At 69.1% G+C, this 15,615-nt stretch carries 15 protein-coding genes; 4 read left to right on the top strand and 11 right to left on the bottom strand.

Features of this window, described 5'->3' with window-relative positions:
* Window positions 1-119 precede the first annotated feature (119 nt).
* From V2J85_RS29760 to rlmN, 4 genes are all read right to left on the bottom strand, one after another.
* Complete coding sequence (locus V2J85_RS29760) at window positions 120-1,208, bottom strand: ABC transporter ATP-binding protein (RefSeq protein WP_330823276.1); 1,089 nt, start codon at window positions 1,206-1,208, stop codon at window positions 120-122.
* Window positions 1,209-2,858 (bottom strand): ABC transporter permease, encoded by a 1,650-nt coding sequence (locus V2J85_RS29765; protein ID WP_330823285.1) that lies wholly within the window; start codon window positions 2,856-2,858, stop codon window positions 1,209-1,211.
* 56 nt (window positions 2,859-2,914) lie between these two features.
* A complete protein-coding gene (locus V2J85_RS29770) occupies window positions 2,915-3,991 on the bottom strand; it encodes a thiamine ABC transporter substrate-binding protein (protein ID WP_330823277.1) in 1,077 nt (358 codons plus the stop codon).
* A 258-nt stretch (window positions 3,992-4,249) separates the two neighbouring features.
* Window positions 4,250-5,356 (bottom strand): dual-specificity RNA methyltransferase RlmN, encoded by a 1,107-nt coding sequence (rlmN, locus tag V2J85_RS29775; protein ID WP_030413730.1) that lies wholly within the window; start codon window positions 5,354-5,356, stop codon window positions 4,250-4,252.
* Window positions 5,357-5,616: 260 nt separating this feature from the next.
* Here rlmN and V2J85_RS29780 point away from each other — a divergent pair, with 260 nt between their 5' ends.
* Window positions 5,617-5,901, top strand: a complete 285-nt coding sequence (locus V2J85_RS29780) for a chaplin (protein ID WP_261955430.1) — start codon at window positions 5,617-5,619, stop codon at window positions 5,899-5,901.
* 614 nt (window positions 5,902-6,515) lie between these two features.
* Here V2J85_RS29780 and V2J85_RS29785 read toward each other — a convergent pair.
* Window positions 6,516-7,094, bottom strand: a complete 579-nt coding sequence (locus V2J85_RS29785; RefSeq protein ID WP_330823280.1) for an RICIN domain-containing protein — start codon at window positions 7,092-7,094, stop codon at window positions 6,516-6,518.
* A gap of 701 nt (window positions 7,095-7,795) precedes the next feature.
* A complete protein-coding gene (locus V2J85_RS29790) occupies window positions 7,796-8,419 on the bottom strand; it encodes a TetR/AcrR family transcriptional regulator (protein ID WP_261955432.1) in 624 nt (207 codons plus the stop codon).
* A gap of 79 nt (window positions 8,420-8,498) precedes the next feature.
* Here V2J85_RS29790 and V2J85_RS29795 point away from each other — a divergent pair, with 79 nt between their 5' ends.
* The gene (locus tag V2J85_RS29795; protein WP_261955433.1) at window positions 8,499-8,726 is read left to right on the top strand and encodes a hypothetical protein; all 228 of its coding nucleotides are present in this window, start codon (window positions 8,499-8,501) and stop codon (window positions 8,724-8,726) included.
* Window positions 8,723-8,935: a hypothetical protein gene (locus V2J85_RS29800; protein WP_261955434.1), complete on the top strand. Its 213-nt coding sequence runs from the start codon at window positions 8,723-8,725 to the stop codon at window positions 8,933-8,935. The genes V2J85_RS29795 and V2J85_RS29800 overlap by 4 nt, the downstream gene beginning before the upstream one ends.
* 158 nt (window positions 8,936-9,093) lie before the next feature.
* Here the strand turns inward: V2J85_RS29800 and V2J85_RS29805 are convergent, their stop codons facing one another.
* From V2J85_RS29805 to rpsB, 5 genes are all read right to left on the bottom strand, one after another.
* Entirely contained in the window at window positions 9,094-10,257 is a 1,164-nt protein-coding gene (locus V2J85_RS29805) for a phosphatidate cytidylyltransferase (protein ID WP_330823282.1), read from the bottom strand.
* Complete coding sequence (gene frr, locus V2J85_RS29810) at window positions 10,257-10,814, bottom strand: ribosome recycling factor (protein WP_030413725.1); 558 nt, start codon at window positions 10,812-10,814, stop codon at window positions 10,257-10,259. The genes V2J85_RS29805 and frr overlap by 1 nt, the downstream gene beginning before the upstream one ends.
* A 175-nt stretch (window positions 10,815-10,989) precedes the next feature.
* The gene (gene pyrH, locus V2J85_RS29815) at window positions 10,990-11,760 is read right to left on the bottom strand and encodes a UMP kinase (RefSeq protein ID WP_261955436.1); all 771 of its coding nucleotides are present in this window, start codon (window positions 11,758-11,760) and stop codon (window positions 10,990-10,992) included.
* Window positions 11,761-11,923: 163 nt separating this feature from the next.
* Window positions 11,924-12,760, bottom strand: a complete 837-nt coding sequence (tsf, locus tag V2J85_RS29820) for a translation elongation factor Ts (protein WP_261955437.1) — start codon at window positions 12,758-12,760, stop codon at window positions 11,924-11,926.
* A gap of 106 nt (window positions 12,761-12,866) precedes the next feature.
* Window positions 12,867-13,727, bottom strand: a complete 861-nt coding sequence (gene rpsB, locus V2J85_RS29825; RefSeq protein ID WP_261955438.1) for a 30S ribosomal protein S2 — start codon at window positions 13,725-13,727, stop codon at window positions 12,867-12,869.
* Between the two features lie 838 nt (window positions 13,728-14,565).
* Here rpsB and V2J85_RS29830 point away from each other — a divergent pair.
* Entirely contained in the window at window positions 14,566-15,429 is an 864-nt protein-coding gene (locus V2J85_RS29830) for a murein hydrolase activator EnvC family protein (RefSeq protein WP_330823286.1), read from the top strand.
* Window positions 15,430-15,615: the final 186 nt, after the last annotated feature.

A 15,615-nucleotide genomic window follows, 5' to 3' on the forward strand; every position in this document is an offset into this window, starting at 1 on the left:
CAACAAACCGCCCCTGCACAACGGACGACCACCACCTCAAGGAGCACACCATGGCCACAGCAGAGGCACAAGAACAGGCACCGTCACTCTGCACCAGCCCTCGACTCCGCACCCGCCAGTTATTCCGCCGGGTTCGCAGCATCCTGTTCCGTAGCGTCCAGGACCACGACGTCCTGTGCGGTGAACGCGATTCCCACCCGCTCGCCCACCTCCGGCGCCTCGCGCAGGGCACAGGCAGCCTCCAACTGCGGTCCGCTGGACGGCTGGAGCAGCAGGGCGACATGGGTGCCGCGGAAGGTGCGGGCCGCGACCCTACAGGGCAGGCCCTCGGGCGCGGGCATCAGCCGCACACCGGCCGGACGTACGAGCAGCCGGCACGGCCCGTCCGGGGTCCCGTTCGGGATCGGCACCTTGCCCCACGGGGTGACGGCGGCCTCGCCCTGCACCGTTGCCTCGACCACGTTGTCGAAGCCGAGGAAGCGGGCGACGAATTCCGAGGCCGGGCGCTGCCAGACCTCCAGCGGAGTGCCGGTCTGGGCGATCCGCCCCTCCTGCATCACCACAACTCGGTCAGCGAGCGCGAAGGCCTCACCCTGGTCGTGGGTGACGGCCAGTACGGTCGTCCCCAACTCCTGGAAGAGGCGGCGCAGTTCGACGACCAGCCGTTCGCGCAGGCCGCGGTCGAGCTGTCCGAGGGGTTCGTCCAGCATCAACAGGCGGGGGCGCGGGGCGAGCGCACGGGCCAGGGCGACCCGCTGCTGCTCACCGCCGGACAGGGACGCCACGGCGCGCCGCTGGGCACCCGGGAGCCCGACGAGGTCGAGCAGTTCGGCGACCGTACGGTCCCGGTCGGTGCGCGCGGTGCGTCGTATCCGCAGCCCGAAGGCAACATTGCCCGCGACGTCCCGCTGCGGGAAGAGCTGGTGGTCCTGGAACATCAGGCCGACCCCGCGCCGATGCGTGGGTACTCCCGTCTGGTCCCGCCCTTCCAGCAGCACCCGCCCCGCATCGGCCTGCTGGAGACCGGCGACCACCCGCAGCAGGGTGGACTTGCCGCTGCCGCTCGGGCCCAGGACGCAGACGATCTCGTGCGCGGCGACATCCAGGTCCACCGAGTCCAGGGCGGGGCGGTCGGCGGAGCCGAAGCGGACGGTCACGCCGTCCAGCCGCAGCAGGTCCGGCGCAGTGGTCTCGGCCCGTGCCGTCATCTAGAACTCCCCGGGATGGTTGATGCGGATGCGCTCCAGGACCAGCAGGGCGCCGGCGCAGACCACCATCAGGATGGTCGACAGGGCCATCGCCTGCCCGTAGTTGAGCTCTCCGGCCCGTCCCAGCAGCCGTGCCACGGCCACCGGAAGGGTCGGGTGGTCCGGCCGTGCGATGAACACCGTCGCGCCGAACTCCCCGAGCGATACGGCGAAGGCGAACCCCGCGGCGATCAGCATGGCCCGCCGCACCATCGGAAGATCGACTTCTCGCCATACCCGCCATGGCGAGGCGCCGAGGACGGCTGCGGCCTCGCGCAGTCGTCCGTCGACCGCCCTCAGGACGGGCAGCATCGTGCGGACCACGAACGGCACCCCCACCAGTGCCTGGGCGAGCGGGACCAGCCACCAGGAGGCGCGCAGGTCCAGGGGCGGCTTGTCGAGGGTGATCAGAAAGCCGAAGCCGACGGTCACCGCGGAGACGCCGAGGGGCAGCATCAGCAGGGCGTCGAAGCCCCGGACGAACCGGTTGACCGTGGGGGTCCGCCCGGACGGGCTTCTGCGGAGCCGAGGCAGTGTCAGGGCGGCGGCCGCCAGTCCGCCGATCACCAAGGCGATCAGCGTCGCCGCGGCGCCGTAGGCGAGAGAGTTCCACAGGGCGTCGAGCGGGGCGACGACGAAGGTGCTGTTGGCGGACGCGGCGGAGCGCAGGGAGTCGTAGAAGATCGTTCCGTAGCCGTCAGGGCCGGCGAACGACCGCTCGACGAGCACGACCAGCGGGACGACGAGCAGCACGGTGATGATCAGGAGGTTGCCCCACAGCAGTGCCCATTGGCCGCGGCCGCGCGGTCGACGGACAACCTGCGAGGCGTCGACGAGCCGGAGTGCGGATTCCCGTCGGCGCACCGTCCAGGCGTGCAGCGCGAGGACGCCCAGTACGGCCGCGAACTGGATCATGGTGAGGACCGCGGCTGTCGGCAGGTCCAGGAAGTCCGCGGTCTGCCGGTAGATCTCCACCTCCAGCGTCGAGAAGGTGGGGCCGCCCAGGATCTGGACGACGCCGAAGGAGGTGAAGGTGAAGAGGAAGACCATCAGTGCGGCCGCCGCGACGGCCGGTCCCAGTGCGGGCAGTGTCACCCTGCGCCAGGCCGCGAACCGCCCGGCGCCCAGTACCCGCGCGGCCTCTTCCTGACGTGGATCGAGTTGCCCCCACAGCCCGCCGACGGTCCGTACGACCACCGCGTAGTTGAAGAAGACGTGCGCGAGCAGGATCGCCCATACCGAGGTGTCCAGGCGCAGGCCCCAGAGTTCGTCCAGCAGCCCTCCACGGCCGACGAGGGCCAGGAAGGCGGAGCCGACGACGACGGTCGGCAGCACGAACGGCACCGCCACCACCGCACGCAACAGCTGTTTGCCGGGGAAATCGAAACGCGCGAAGACGTAGGCGCCGGGCAGTGCGATGAGCAGCGTCAGGCCGGTGGAGGCCGCCGCCTGCCAGACGGTGAACCACAGCACATGGACGATGTCCGGGTCGGTCAGTACGGTTCCGAGCCGGCCGAGCTGCCACTGTCCGCCGTCCTTCAGCCCCCGTCCGACGATCGCGGCCACCGGATAGGCGAAGAACAGCGCGAAGAAGGCGAGCGGCACCGCCATCAGGCCGAGCCGCACCGCCGTTCCCCGCGCGGGGCGCGCGCGCCGCCGGGTGTCGACTACTTCAGAACGAGCGAGGACCACTGCTTGATCCACTGTTCACGGTTCTTGGTGATCGTCTCCGGCGGCAGCGTCGTCGGCTTGTCGATCTTGGTGCCGTACTTGGTGAACAGCGCGGGCACCTTGGCGTCCTTGCGCGCCGGGTTGACGAACATCTCCAGCGGTTCGTCCTCCTGGAACTTCTTGCTCAGGAGGAAGTCCAGGAGCGCCTTGCCGCCCTTCTCGTTCTTCGCGCCCTTGAGCAGACCACCGAATTCGATCTGCCGGAAGCAGGTGCCGGTCGCCACCCCGGTCGGGGCCTCCTTGGGGGCGGGCTTCTTACCGAGGACCTCGGCCGGCGGGCTGGAGGCGTAGGAGACGACCAGCGGCTTGTCGCCCTTGCCCGCGCCTGCGGCGGAGCCCGAGAAGCGGTCGTTGTACGCCTGCTCCCAGCCGTCGACGACCTCGACGCCGTTGGCCTTGAGCTTCTTCCAGTAGTTCTGCCAGCCGGCGTTCCCGTACTTGGCGATGGTGGCGAGCTGGAAGGCGAGCCCCGGAGAGGAGGTGGCGGAGTTCTCCGTGACGAGCAGGTTCTTGTACTGCGGCTTGGTCAGATCGTCGAGGGTGGTCGGCGGCGCGATCTTGTGCTTGGTGAAGTAGGCGCGGTCGTAGTTGACGCAGATGTCGCCGTAGTCGAGCGGGGTGACGCGGTGCCGGCCCTTGTCGAGCTGCAGGGCGGCCGGGACGTTGTCCAGGCCCTTGGCCTTGTAGGGGGTGAACAGCCCCTCGTTCAGTCCCCGCGAAAGGAGAGTGTTGTCGATACCGAAGAAGACATCGCCCTGGGGGTTGTCCTTGGACAGAATCGCCTGGTTGACGGCCTTGCCGGCATCCCCGCCCTTGACGAAGTTGACCTTGTAGCCGCTCTCCTTCTCGAAGGCGGCCAGGACGGACTTGGAGACAGCGAACGAGTCATGGCTGACGAGCGTGACGGTCTTGGCGTCCGCGCTCCCGCCGCCCGAGCTGCCGCATGCGGCAAGCGTGGTCATACCGACCGCGGCGGCGAGCGCTGTCGCGGTGATCCTGCTGGTGGTGCTCACTGAATTTCCTCCTGGCTGGCCAGGAAGAGACGCGGCCCTGCCCGGCGTCCTCGGCTCTCGACGTCGGGGGACGTACGGAGGGGACGCCGGGCAGGGCGCAACAGCATGAGTGACGACCGAACTTCCTACCCGGAATGACCCGGGCGAGGTTCAAGGGTCTGCGGGCACCGTAGGGCTACGACGCTTCCGCACTCTCAGCGCTGTGGCGCTCCCCTGTCGGAATGTGCATTTGTTCGATCACACAGTACCAGCGGGCGGTCAGCGTTCCGAGGCGGCGAGCTGCCCGCAGGCGCCGTCGATCTCCTGGCCGCGGGTGTCCCGGACGGTCACCGGAACCCCGTGCGCCTCGATGGCCTGGACGAACGCCCGCTCGTCCTCGGGGCGCGAAGCGGTCCACTTCGACCCGGGTGTCGGGTTGAGCGGAATGAGGTTCACATGGACCCGCTTGCCCTTCAGCAGCCGTCCGAGCAGGTCACCGCGCCATGCCTGGTCGTTGATGTCGCGGATCAGGGCGTACTCGATGGAGATCCGGCGGCCGGACTTCTCTGCGTACTCCCACGCCGCGTCCAGCACCTCGCGGACCTTCCAGCGCGTATTGACGGGGACGAGCGTGTCACGCAGCTCGTCGTCCGGGGCGTGCAGCGAGACGGCGAGCCGGCACTTGAAGCCCTCGTCGGCGAACCGCAGCATCGCCGGGACCAGGCCGACCGTGGAGACGGTGATACCGCGCTGGGACAGGCCCAGTCCGTCGGGCTCCGGGTCGGTCAGCCGGCGGATGGCGCCGACCACCCGCTTGTAGTTGGCCAGCGGCTCGCCCATGCCCATGAAGACGATGTTGGACAGCCGCGCCGGACCACCCGGCACCTCACCGTCGCGCAGTGCCCGCATACCGTCGACGATCTGGTGCACGATCTCCGCGGTCGAGAGGTTGCGGTCCAGCCCGGCCTGGCCGGTCGCGCAGAACGGGCAGTTCATTCCGCACCCGGCCTGCGAGGAGATGCACATGGTGACCCGGTCCGGGTAGCGCATCAGGACGGACTCGACGAGCGTCCCGTCGTGCAGCTTCCACAGCGTCTTACGGGTGGTGTCGTCGTCGCACGAGATGTGCCGTACGACCGTCATCAGGTCCGGCAGCAGCTCGCTCGCCAGCTTCTCGCGGGCCGCCGCCGGGATGTCGGTCCACTGCGCCGGGTCGTGCGCATAGCGGGCGAAGTAGTGCTGCGACAGCTGCTTGGCGCGGAACGGCTTCTCACCGATCGCGGCCACCGCCTCGCGGCGCTCGACGGGGCTGAGGTCGGCAAGGTGCCGCGGGGGCTTCTTGGCCCCGCGCGGCGCGACGAAAGTGAGTTCTCCGGGTGCAGGCATGGTCCGTCCAGTGTGGCAGATCATCCGACCCGGCCCAGGTGAGAGCGGTGAGGGAACGGTCACCCTCGGGTGTCCTGCGTCTTCGTCGGCCCGCCTTGCACGGCCCGGTCGGGACCCATGGGCCGCATGCACCCCGCACATTAAGCCGTCCAGGGGGACATTGTGTGACATATCGGTCACCTGCGCGTTGATCAGAACCCCGGCCGTATCGCATGGGCGGGGAGCGTGATCTGACGTCATACGTGAAAGGACTGGAGAGCATGTCGCATATCGCGAAGGCACTCGTGGCAACCGTCGCTGCCGGGGTGGCCGTCACAGGCATGGCCGGCGTGGCCTCGGCCGACGCCCATGCAGGGGGCGGCGCGGTCCGCTCCCCGGGCGTCGTCTCCGGCAACAACATCCAGGTGCCGATCCACATCCCGATCAACGTCTGCGGGAACTCCGTCAACTTCATCGCTCTGCTGAACCCGGCCTTCGGGAACACGTGCATCAACGCCGACGTCAAGCAGCACGGCTACTACCACGACGAGTTCCGCAGGCGCTGAGAGCGGCCCCCGCGAGCGTCTTTGGGCGGGGGCCGTTCTCGTGCCTGCTGTCCGTGAGTGGCAAGAGACCGCAACCCGTACGCGGGCGTGCGGATCGGGTCGACTCCTCGCCTGCCCACAATTGCCCGGTTGGGCCCCGACCTTAGAGGCGCAACCCATAGTGGTGGCTTCCCGACGCCTTGACGCGCCGCCCGCCGACGGCGGGCGGCGCGCGCTTTTGCGCTCGCAGTCGATCCCGGAGCACTTCCCGTTGGTCTGCGGCCGGGACCTGCTCGACGAATGGGCCTGGCACCGCCCTACGGCTCAGAGGCCGACCGACGAGCAGCGTTCCCGCAATGGCGAGATGCGTGTTCTGCGGGTGCAGGCATGGTCTGTCCAGTGTCGTAGAGCGCCTTTGGAGCCCCAGGTGCAATGAGCGACGATCCCGCCACCCTCAGTCGTCAAGTGGCCGCGTCGTCATCTGGCGTCGTGGTCGATGGTCGACCTGCGGCCGGCCTGGCACAGCCCGCCGGCGGCCCGGAGCCGGATGCTGAGAGCCCACGATGGCGCAGCGGCAGCGGTCACAGCCGCGTCCGTCCAACTCGGCACCTGGAGAGGCCGCCGGCGCCACTGCTTCAGTCGATGATCCCGCCCCCGCCGACCCTCCGCAGGATCCAGCGGCGCGACGGGTGTGTGTCACAGGTGAACTGGACGAGCGTGACGTTGTTGTCGGTGGAGACACCGCCCGCGACCGTCATGCACTTGCCGGTCTGTGCATTGACGAGCTGGAACGAGTTGCCGTTCTGGTTGGTGATGATCCAGCGACGCGAGGGGTGCGTATCGCAATTGAACTGGACGAGCTCGACGTTGTTGTCGGTGGAGACACCGCCGGCCACCGTGGCACACTTGCGGGTCTGGTCGTTGACGACCTGGTTGGACCGGCCGTTGCTGTTGGCGATGATCCAGCGACGCGAGGGGTGTGAATCGCAATTGAACTGGACGAGCCTCACGTTGTTGTCAGTGGAGACACCGCCCGCGACCGTCGCGCATTTGCCCGTCTGCGCATTGACGAGCTGAAAGGTTCCCGATATCTGTGCCGGGGCGCTGTCCGTGGCCGGCTGCGCGACTGCGCCATCGGGAAAGAGCATCACGCCCCCGGCCACAAGAACTGTCGATGCCGTCAAAAGACGGCGCCTACGGTTGTTTTTGCGCATAGGAGTGCTCCTCTCGTCACTTCTGCGAGGAGGTGAGAAGGAAATGCGTTGGCCCGCCCGCCGGCCCTGCTCCAGGACTCCTGCGTAACGAACTCCGGCGCCGTGTCGACGGCTGACAGTCGACGGCTGACAGTGGGCCACCGATAGAGGCGCGGCGGCCGCTCCCACCATCGAAGCACGACTCGTACAGATCGGCAGCCGGTAAGGCATGGGCGCAGATCGCGCCGATGCGCTGTGCTTCCCCGCCTTTCGGCAGCTCGGTCACAGCTTTCAGCTCGGCCGGACGACTCGCCGGCTTGACCTACGGCGCGCCAGCCCGTCCACTCCCGCCCCGCCGGACGCGTGCCGCAGAATTCAGGAGTGAGTGCGCCACGCGTTCCGCGTCTTCGGGTGTCAGCATAATTTCTTGAGCCCCTGAGCACTGCCAGGACAACTGTGCCATCGAGCGCATTTGTCGCTACGCCTACCTCAACGCCGTTGCCTGAGACATCCGCAACATCCAGATCCAGGTCCAAATCACAGCCATCTTGCTTCCCTTAGGGATGGCGCAATTCTGCAACGAGCCCTGCCGACGGATAACTCGTAACCAGCGAGGCCGACTTGCATTCCGGCCGCCGGCTCGAAGCGTCGCTTTCGCGCACGACGGCCTCGACCGGAACGATGCCGAGACCCGAACGATCGACTCCGGCGCCGCCCGCCCCCTACTCCTCCCCCGCCAAGTCCCCCAAGTGGGCCGCCAGTACGGCGGTGCACATCTGCGGGCTCAGGACGTCGGGGTTGCGGACGGCGCCGAGGCCCAGGCCGTCGAGGAGGGCGGTCAGGCGCTCGGTCTCGATCTCCAGGTCGCGGCCAGGGCGCAGGGTGCCGGACTCGTCGAGGCGGGTCAGCACGCGGCGGACCAGCCGTCGGGAGCCGGCGGCGGCCTGGTCGGAGAGGTCCCTGAAGGCCGGGTTGGTGCGGGCCGCTGCGTTGAAGTCGAGGAAGACGGTGACCTCCGCGCGGCGGCGTTCGTCGAGCGGAAGGAGTTCGGCCAGCAGACCGGCTGCAAGGCGGAGGCGTTCCACGGGGGGATGCCGGCTCAGGTCTCCGATGTCCTCGACGTGGCGGAGCAACCGGTCGGTGAGGCCGTCGAGCATCGACTGCATGGCGAAGTCCATCAGCTCCTGCTGGCTGGCGAAGTAGTGGCGCAGGGAGCCGATGTTGAGTCCGGCCTCGTCGGCGACGGCGCGCAGCGAGGTGCGCTGCAGACCGTCCCGTACGACGACTCGGAACAGGGCGTCGACGACCTCGCGGCGGCGGGCGTCCGGATCCACGACCTTGGGCATGACCTCTTTGTATCACGTTGTATCACAGCCGTGATAAATTGTTTTATGTCACAGCTGTGATAGAAAACGGGAGGCTCCGGTGGAGACGTATCTCAACCTCATGCTCATCAGGTTCGGCGTGATCGCGGGCGGCATCGTGGTGCTCGCCCTGGTGGTCTTCGGCATTGCCGTGTTCCTCAAGCGCAGGGGCCGGCTGGACGAGGCACGCCGTTATGCCGATCCCGCCGTACGGGCCGCGCTCCGCATGGCCGCCCGGCGGCTGGAAGACGGGGCCGGGCGGGACCGGCGACGGGACGGCCGACGGTGACCGGGCCCGCCCTGGAGGCGCCCGGCCTCCCCCTGGAAGCGTCCGATCGTTACCTGGCGGCGTCCGATCTCGCCCACCATCTGCTGATGGATTTCGCCATCAAGATCCTCATCGTCGTCGTGGCCCTGGTGGTGCTCGGGCTGGGGATGACGGTGATCTGGAGGCGGGTCGGCCGACCGCGGAAACGGCAGCGGAAGATTGACGAGTGAGGGGGCGGGCGGGGCGGCCGGCGGAACCCACCCCACAGCCGACCCCACCCGCGTACCCCCGCCACGCAAAAGCCCCCTGCCAGCGCAATCCGCTGGCAGGGGGCTCCGGCTTCTCCGGCTTGTTCTCGTCGGCTCAGGGGCCGGGTGGCGCCGTCGGGTCAGCCCGCTCCGACGAAGACCACGAAGAGCAGCCAGACGATGGGCGCCGTCGGCAGGAGGGAGTCCAGGCGGTCCATGATGCCGCCGTGACCGGGGAGCAAGGTGCCCATGTCCTTGATGCCCAGGTCCCGCTTGATCATGGATTCGCCCAGGTCGCCGAGGGTGGCGCTGGCCGCGACCGCGAGGCCGAGCAGCAGGCCCTGCCACCACTCGCCGTGCTTGATCAGGAATTCCATGCACAGCGCGCCGGCCACCATCGCGAAGAGCAGCGCGCCGACGAGTCCCTCGCGGGTCTTGCCCGGGCTGATGCGCGGGGCGAGCTTGTGCTTGCCGAACCGCCAGCCGACCGCGTACGCGCCGGTGTCGCTGACGACGGTGAGCAGCAGGAACGTCAGCACGCGTTGCGGCCCGTCGTCGGCCGCGAGCATCAGCGCCACGAACGTCGCGAGGAACGGCACGTAGAACGCCGCGAAGACACCGGCGGTGACGTCCCGCAGATAGTTCTCGGGAGCCTCGGTCATCCGCCACACGAGGACGGCGAGCGCGGTGAGCGCCATCGCCACCCAGGCCCCCTCGGCTCCGCGCACGTACCCGGCGACGACCATGGCGGTGCCGCCGACGGCGAGCGGCACCAGCGGCACCCTGATGTCCTTGCGTTCCGCCAGCCGCGAGGTCAGCTCCCACAGCCCGACGACGACGGCGATCGCGATCACGCCGATGAAGACCGGCTTGTAGACGAAGAGCGAGGCGAGGATGACCGCGCCGAGACCGGCACCGACCCCTATCGCGGCGCGCAGATTGCGCCCCGCGCTCTTCTTCTTGGGCTTCTCTGAGTCCGGCGAACGGTCGGACCCGGGGACGGAGGTGGGCATGGGCTCCTGCGGCTGGTCGTCGCGGAACAGGGGGCCGCTCCGTGGAGCAGCCCCCCGGTCGTCCGGGTGGTCCCGGTTATCCCGGATGTGCCGATGTTCCCGGTCGTCGTCCTGGTGTCCGCCTGGCTCGGGCACGATGGGCATGGGCCGAGTCTGCGCCGCTTCGCCCCAGTCGTGCACGGGACCCGCCGAGGCGGACGGCGCCACCCCGCGAAGCGAGGAGGCCGGTCCGTATTCGGGCGGTCCCCATTGACCGGCGCCGGGCGGGGCCCCCCAGGATGACTCGTTCATCAGACCTCGAGGAGCTCGGATTCCTTGTGCTTGAGCAGCTCGTCCACCTGCGCGACGTACTTCGCGGTGGTGTCGTCGAGCTCCTTCTCGGCGCGGCGCACCTCGTCCTCGCCGCTCTCCTTGTCCTTGACCAGCTTGTCCAGGGACTCCTTGGCCTTGCGGCGGACGCTGCGGATCGAGATCTTCGCGTCCTCGCCCTTGTTCTTGGCGACCTTGATGAACTCCTTGCGGCGTTCCTCGGTCAGCTCGGGGAAGGTCACCCGGATGATGTTGCCGTCGTTGCTCGGGTTGACGCCGAGGTCGGAGTCGCGGATCGCCTGCTCGATGTTGCGCAGGGCGCTCTTGTCGAACGGGGTCACGACGGCCATCCGCGGTTCGGGAACCGAGAACGACGCCAGCTGGTTGATCGGCGTCATGGCACCGTAGTAGTCCGCCACGATCTTGTTGAACATCGCCGGGTGCGCACGCCCGGTGCGGATCGCGGCGAAGTCCTCCTTGGCGACCACGACGGCCTTCTCCATCTTCTCCTCGGCTTCGAGGAGGATCTCTTCGATCACCACTTGCTCCTGGTCTTTTCGGTAAGAAGCAGAGCCTCGCCCCTGCCGCGCGTCTACTCCTGCACGGTGTCCGACCGGCAGGCGGTTGTCCATCCCCGTACCGGGGTCTTACCCCGGCCGGTGGTTGCCGCCCGTACGGACCGATGCCCGTACGGAAGGGCGGCAGTTGGGGCCGTCAGGCCCGGGTGTCCTGATCGCTGACGAGCGTGCCGATCTTCTCACCCTTCACCGCACGCGCGATGTTGCCCTCGGCGAGCAGTTCGAACACGAGGATCGGGAGCTTGTTGTCCCGGCACAGCGTGATGGCGGTGGCGTCCGCGACCTTCAGGTCACGGGTGATGACCTCACCGTATTCGAGGGCGTCGAACTTGACCGCGTCCGGGTTGATCTTGGGGTCGGAGTCGTAGACCCCGTCCACGCCGTTCTTGCCCATCAGCATGGCCTCGGCGTCGATCTCCAGGGCACGCTGGGCGGCGGTGGTGTCGGTGGAGAAGTACGGCATGCCCATGCCGGCGCCGAAGATGACGACCCGGCCCTTCTCCAGGTGGCGCACCGCGCGCAGCGGGATGTAGGGCTCGGCGACCTGGCCCATGGTGATCGCGGTCTGGACGCGGGAGTCGATGCCCTCCTTCTCCAGGAAGTCCTGGAGGGCCAGGCAGTTCATCACCGTGCCGAGCATGCCCATGTAGTCGGACCGGGCCCGGTCCATGCCGCGCTGCTGGAGTTCGGCACCGCGGAAGAAGTTGCCGCCGCCGATCACGATGGCGATCTCGTACCCGTCGCGCACCACGGCGGCGATCTCGCGGGCCATCGCGTGCACGACGTCGGGGTCGACGCCCAGTCCGCCGCCGCCGGCGAACGCCTCGCCGGACAGCTTCAGCAGGAAGCGCCGCCTGCCGTCCTTGGCGGCATGGTCTGTGTGCGCGCCGTCGGCACCGTGATTCATTGAGCTCTCCTCGTGCACATACGAAGAAGGCCATTGCCGTGGGTCTGGTCCAGATCCCTGTGCGGCAATGGCCTCCTCGTCACATCTGCGGCCGGCCGGTGAGCGGCCGACTGCGTACGACCCTAGCGGGGTCGTAGGTCATTCGCTGCCTTGCGGCAGGCTCTCAGATGCCGACCTTGATGCGCGAGAAGCGCTTCAGGGTGACACCGGCCTCCTGGAGGACCTTCTCGACGGACTTCTTGTTGTCGAGCGCGTACGGCTGGCCGAGCAGCGTCGCGTCCTTGAAGAAGCCGTTGAGGCGACCCTCGACGATCTTCGGAAGGGCGGCCTCGGGCTTGCCCTCCTGGCGGGTGGTCTCCTCGGCGACGCGGCGCTCGGCCTCGACGACCTCGGCCGGGACGTCCTCGCGGGCGAGGTACTTCGGCGCGAAGGCGGCGATGTGCTGGGCGACGCCCTTGGCGACCTCGGCGTTCTCCTTGTCGAGCTCGACGAGGACGCCGATCTGCGGGGGCAGGTCGGGCATGGTGCGGTGCATGTACGCGGTCACGTAGCCGCCGGAGAACTGCGCGAAGCGGTCCAGGACGATCTTCTCGCCCAGGTTGGCGTTGGCCTCGTCGACGAACGCCTGGACCGTCTTGCCGGCCTCGATCTCGGAGGCGAGCAGGGCCTCGACGTCGGCCGGGGAGGTCTTCGCGACGTGCTCGGCGATCGCCTTGGCGACGGCCTGGAACTTCTCACCCTTGGCGACGAAGTCCGTCTCGCACTTGAGCTCGACGATGACGCCGGAGGTGTTGTCGTCCGCGATCAGGGAGACCACCGCGCCGTTCTCGGCGGAGCGGCCCTCGCGCTTGGCGACACCCTTCTGGCCCTTGATGCGCAGCGCCTCGACGGCCTTGTCGACGTTGCCCTCGGCCTCGTCCAGGGCCTTCTTGCAGTCCATCATGCCGGCGCCGGTGAGCTCGCGGAGCTTCTTGACGTCGGCGGCGGTGTAGTTCGCCATGGTCTGTGAATCTCTTCTCGAAATCTCGAAGTCGAAAGATCTACGGGTGGACGGCGGGGGCGGCGCTCGTGGCGCACTCCCCCGCCGTCGTCAACCGGTCCTGAGGTCAGGCCTGCTCGGCGTCCGCAGCCGGCTTCTCGGCCTCGGCGGCCGGGGCCTCGGCGGGCTTCTCCGCCTCGTCGGCCTTCTTCTCGCCCTCAAGCAGGTCGCGCTCCCACTCGGCCAGCGGCTCGGCGGCAGCCTTGTCGCCGGGCTTCTGGTCGCCGGTGGCGGCGCCGGAGCGGGCGATGAGGCCCTCGGCGACGGCGTCGGCGATCACGCGGGTGAGCAGGGTGACGGAGCGGATCGCGTCGTCGTTGCCCGGGATCTTGTAGTCGACCTCGTCCGGGTCGCAGTTGGTGTCGAGGATCGCGACGACCGGGATGTTGAGCTTGCGCGCCTCGCCGACGGCGATGTGCTCCTTCTTGGTGTCCACGATCCAGACGGCGCTGGGCACCTTCTGCATCTCGCGGATACCGCCCAGGGTCTTCTCCAGCTTGGCCTTCTCACGGGAGAGGACCAGGAGCTCCTTCTTGGTGAGGCCGGACGCGGCCACATCCTCGAAGTCGATCTGCTCGAGCTCCTTGAGGCGCTGCAGGCGCTTGTAGACGGTCGAGAAGTTGGTCAGCATGCCGCCGAGCCAGCGCTGGTTCACGTAGGGCATGCCCACGCGGGTCGCCTGCTCGGCAATGGCTTCCTGGGCCTGCTTCTTCGTACCGACGAACATGACGGAGCCGCCGTGGGCGACGGTCTCCTTGACGAACTCGTAGGCGCGGTCGATGTACGACAGCGACTGGAGCAGGTCGATGATGTAGATGCCGTTGCGCTCGGTGAAGATGAAGCGCTTCATCTTCGGGTTCCAGCGGCGGGTCTGGTGCCCGAAGTGGACGCCGCTCTCCAGCAGCTCCCGCATCGTGACGACGGCCATGGCCGTACTCCTTGTTGTTCTCGGTTCCACTGCGGCCGGTCGGCCGCGGTGCCTGACGCCCCGACGCGCCTGCCGGGGAAGACACCTTGCGGAGCCGTCCGAGGACCGAGGAGCGCGGCCGACGTGCTGCCCGAACGGGACTGGTGCACTGACGGCGGGGCGTGCGAAGTCGACCCGGTGACCCGGATCGCCACCAGAAGTGTACGGGACGGCTGATGCACCGGGCGACACGCATCATTTCGAGCCCTGACCGGGTGAGACCGACACCCGTCCGGGTGAGGCAGTTGTCCACAACCGGCCCGTTGTCCACAGTTCCGGACCAAGATCCCCACGCCGGACCGGACTGCGTCACCGTCGACCCATGCGACAGCAACGACAGCGACGACAGCAAGAGCAGCAAGAGCAGCAAGAGCGGGGGCTGGGGCCAAGGCCTCCGACCCGGCAACGGCACGTTCGACGATGTCAGGGACGTCAGGCGAGAAAGGATCGACCGCAGGACGTACGAGAGGACGTACGACACGACCGACCGCACGGCGTCCGACCGCACGACGTCCGGCCCAGCCGCGATGGCTCGGGCGGCGGTCGGCCGCGCGGCGGGCGGCTTACCGCCTCGGCGTCGCTGACCGGCCACCGGCCTTTACGACTGCCCCCGTCCCCGTACTCGCCTCCGCTCGGCGACCCGGCCGCCTACGGGCCGAGCTGCTTCTTTCCGGCCCGCGTGACCAGAGCCCTGCTGGCCCCGGCGCTGGCTCTGGGACTGGCCTTGACCACCTCGCCGCTCGCGCACGCGGCGGCTGCGGGGCTGGGGCCCAGGGCGGCAGTGCGCGAGGGGCAGGTAATGGGCCAGGTGGCGGGGGCTTCGCCGGGTGAGGGGCGGCAGTCACAGTCCGCAGACCTGGGGCGAGGCGCCGCCGGGGACACGACCGAGGCCGAGGCCGGTGGTGCCGCGACCGGTGGTGCCGGGGGTGGTGGCGCTGAGTCCGGCGGCACGCCGCCCGCTACAGGTGAACGGGCCTGGCCGGTGACGGGGGCGGAAGGGATACGCCCCACGGTCTTACGCGGCTGGGAGCCCCCGCCGGCACCCTGGGCGGCCGGACACCGTGGCGTGGACCTGGCTTCCTCCGTCGGCGCGACGGTCCGGGCCGCCGCACCGGGTCGAGTGGCGTACGCCGGGACCGTGGCCGGCCGCGGGGTACTGACCATCGAGGTGTCCCGCTCCGGCCGCCCTCCCTTACGCACGACGTACGAACCCGTGCGCGCCACCGTCCGGAAGGGCCAGCGGGTCACTGCGGGCCAGCCGGTCGCCGTAGTCCAGCGAGGGCCTTTCCACTGCCGAGCACCGTGCCTCCACTGGGGGCTGCGCCGCGGCAGGACCTACCTGGACCCGCTGTCCCTGCTGCCGCCGAGCATGTGCGGCGGAGGCCCTTCACGCCTGCTGCCGGTGTTCGGTGTGCCGGTGCCGCCGGGCAGCAGTACTACGGAGCCTGGGGATCCGCGCCCGCACCAGTCAGTGAAGCCAGCGAGCCAGATGGGTGCGACACCTGTGGCTCGGGAGACGGGGGCGGCACCGACGGGGGCTGCCGTCATGGGTGCGGTCGTGCTGGCAGTGGCGGCGCTCTGGGCGCTGGGCCGACTTCGTGCTGATCGCTCGGCGAGAGGTCGGCCGGTGCGAGGGGGTGGGCGCGGGGAGCGGCAGGGGTGAGGCGCGCGCTGGGCGGTTCGCCCGGTTCAGCCGGTGCACCTTGAAAGCGTGACTTCTTGAGTGCCTGACGTCCCGAGTCCCACCGAGTCCCTCAGGTCGCCGTGCCGGTCAGCCCGCGCGGCGGGGTACGGGGTGCGGGCAACGAGTGGGGGCCGGGGGCGGGTGAGGCGCTGGGGTGTGGGGGTG

Origin of the sequence: Streptomyces bugieae, from assembly GCF_036352915.1 — a bacterium.
GTDB lineage: Bacteria > Actinomycetota > Actinomycetes > Streptomycetales > Streptomycetaceae > Streptomyces > Streptomyces endophytica.

What these genes read in the sequence shown, in the direction of transcription:
- V2J85_RS29760 (WP_330823276.1), bottom strand. Translation starts at nt 1,208, where the DNA reads ATGACGGCACGGGCCGAGACCACTGCGCCGGACCTGCTGCGGCTGGAC.
- V2J85_RS29765 (WP_330823285.1), bottom strand. Translation starts at nt 2,858, where the DNA reads ATGGCGGTGCCGCTCGCCTTCTTCGCGCTGTTCTTCGCCTATCCGGTG.
- rlmN (WP_030413730.1), bottom strand. Translation starts at nt 5,356, where the DNA reads ATGCCTGCACCCGGAGAACTCACTTTCGTCGCGCCGCGCGGGGCCAAG.
- V2J85_RS29780 (WP_261955430.1), top strand. Translation starts at nt 5,617, where the DNA reads ATGTCGCATATCGCGAAGGCACTCGTGGCAACCGTCGCTGCCGGGGTG.
- V2J85_RS29785 (WP_330823280.1), bottom strand. Translation starts at nt 7,094, where the DNA reads ATGCGCAAAAACAACCGTAGGCGCCGTCTTTTGACGGCATCGACAGTT.
- V2J85_RS29790 (WP_261955432.1), bottom strand. Translation starts at nt 8,419, where the DNA reads ATGCCCAAGGTCGTGGATCCGGACGCCCGCCGCCGCGAGGTCGTCGAC.
- V2J85_RS29805 (WP_330823282.1), bottom strand. Translation starts at nt 10,257, where the DNA reads ATGAACGAGTCATCCTGGGGGGCCCCGCCCGGCGCCGGTCAATGGGGA.
- pyrH (WP_261955436.1), bottom strand. Translation starts at nt 11,760, where the DNA reads ATGAATCACGGTGCCGACGGCGCGCACACAGACCATGCCGCCAAGGAC.
- tsf (WP_261955437.1), bottom strand. Translation starts at nt 12,760, where the DNA reads ATGGCGAACTACACCGCCGCCGACGTCAAGAAGCTCCGCGAGCTCACC.
- rpsB (WP_261955438.1), bottom strand. Translation starts at nt 13,727, where the DNA reads ATGGCCGTCGTCACGATGCGGGAGCTGCTGGAGAGCGGCGTCCACTTC.
- V2J85_RS29830 (WP_330823286.1), top strand. Translation starts at nt 14,566, where the DNA reads ATGGGCCAGGTGGCGGGGGCTTCGCCGGGTGAGGGGCGGCAGTCACAG.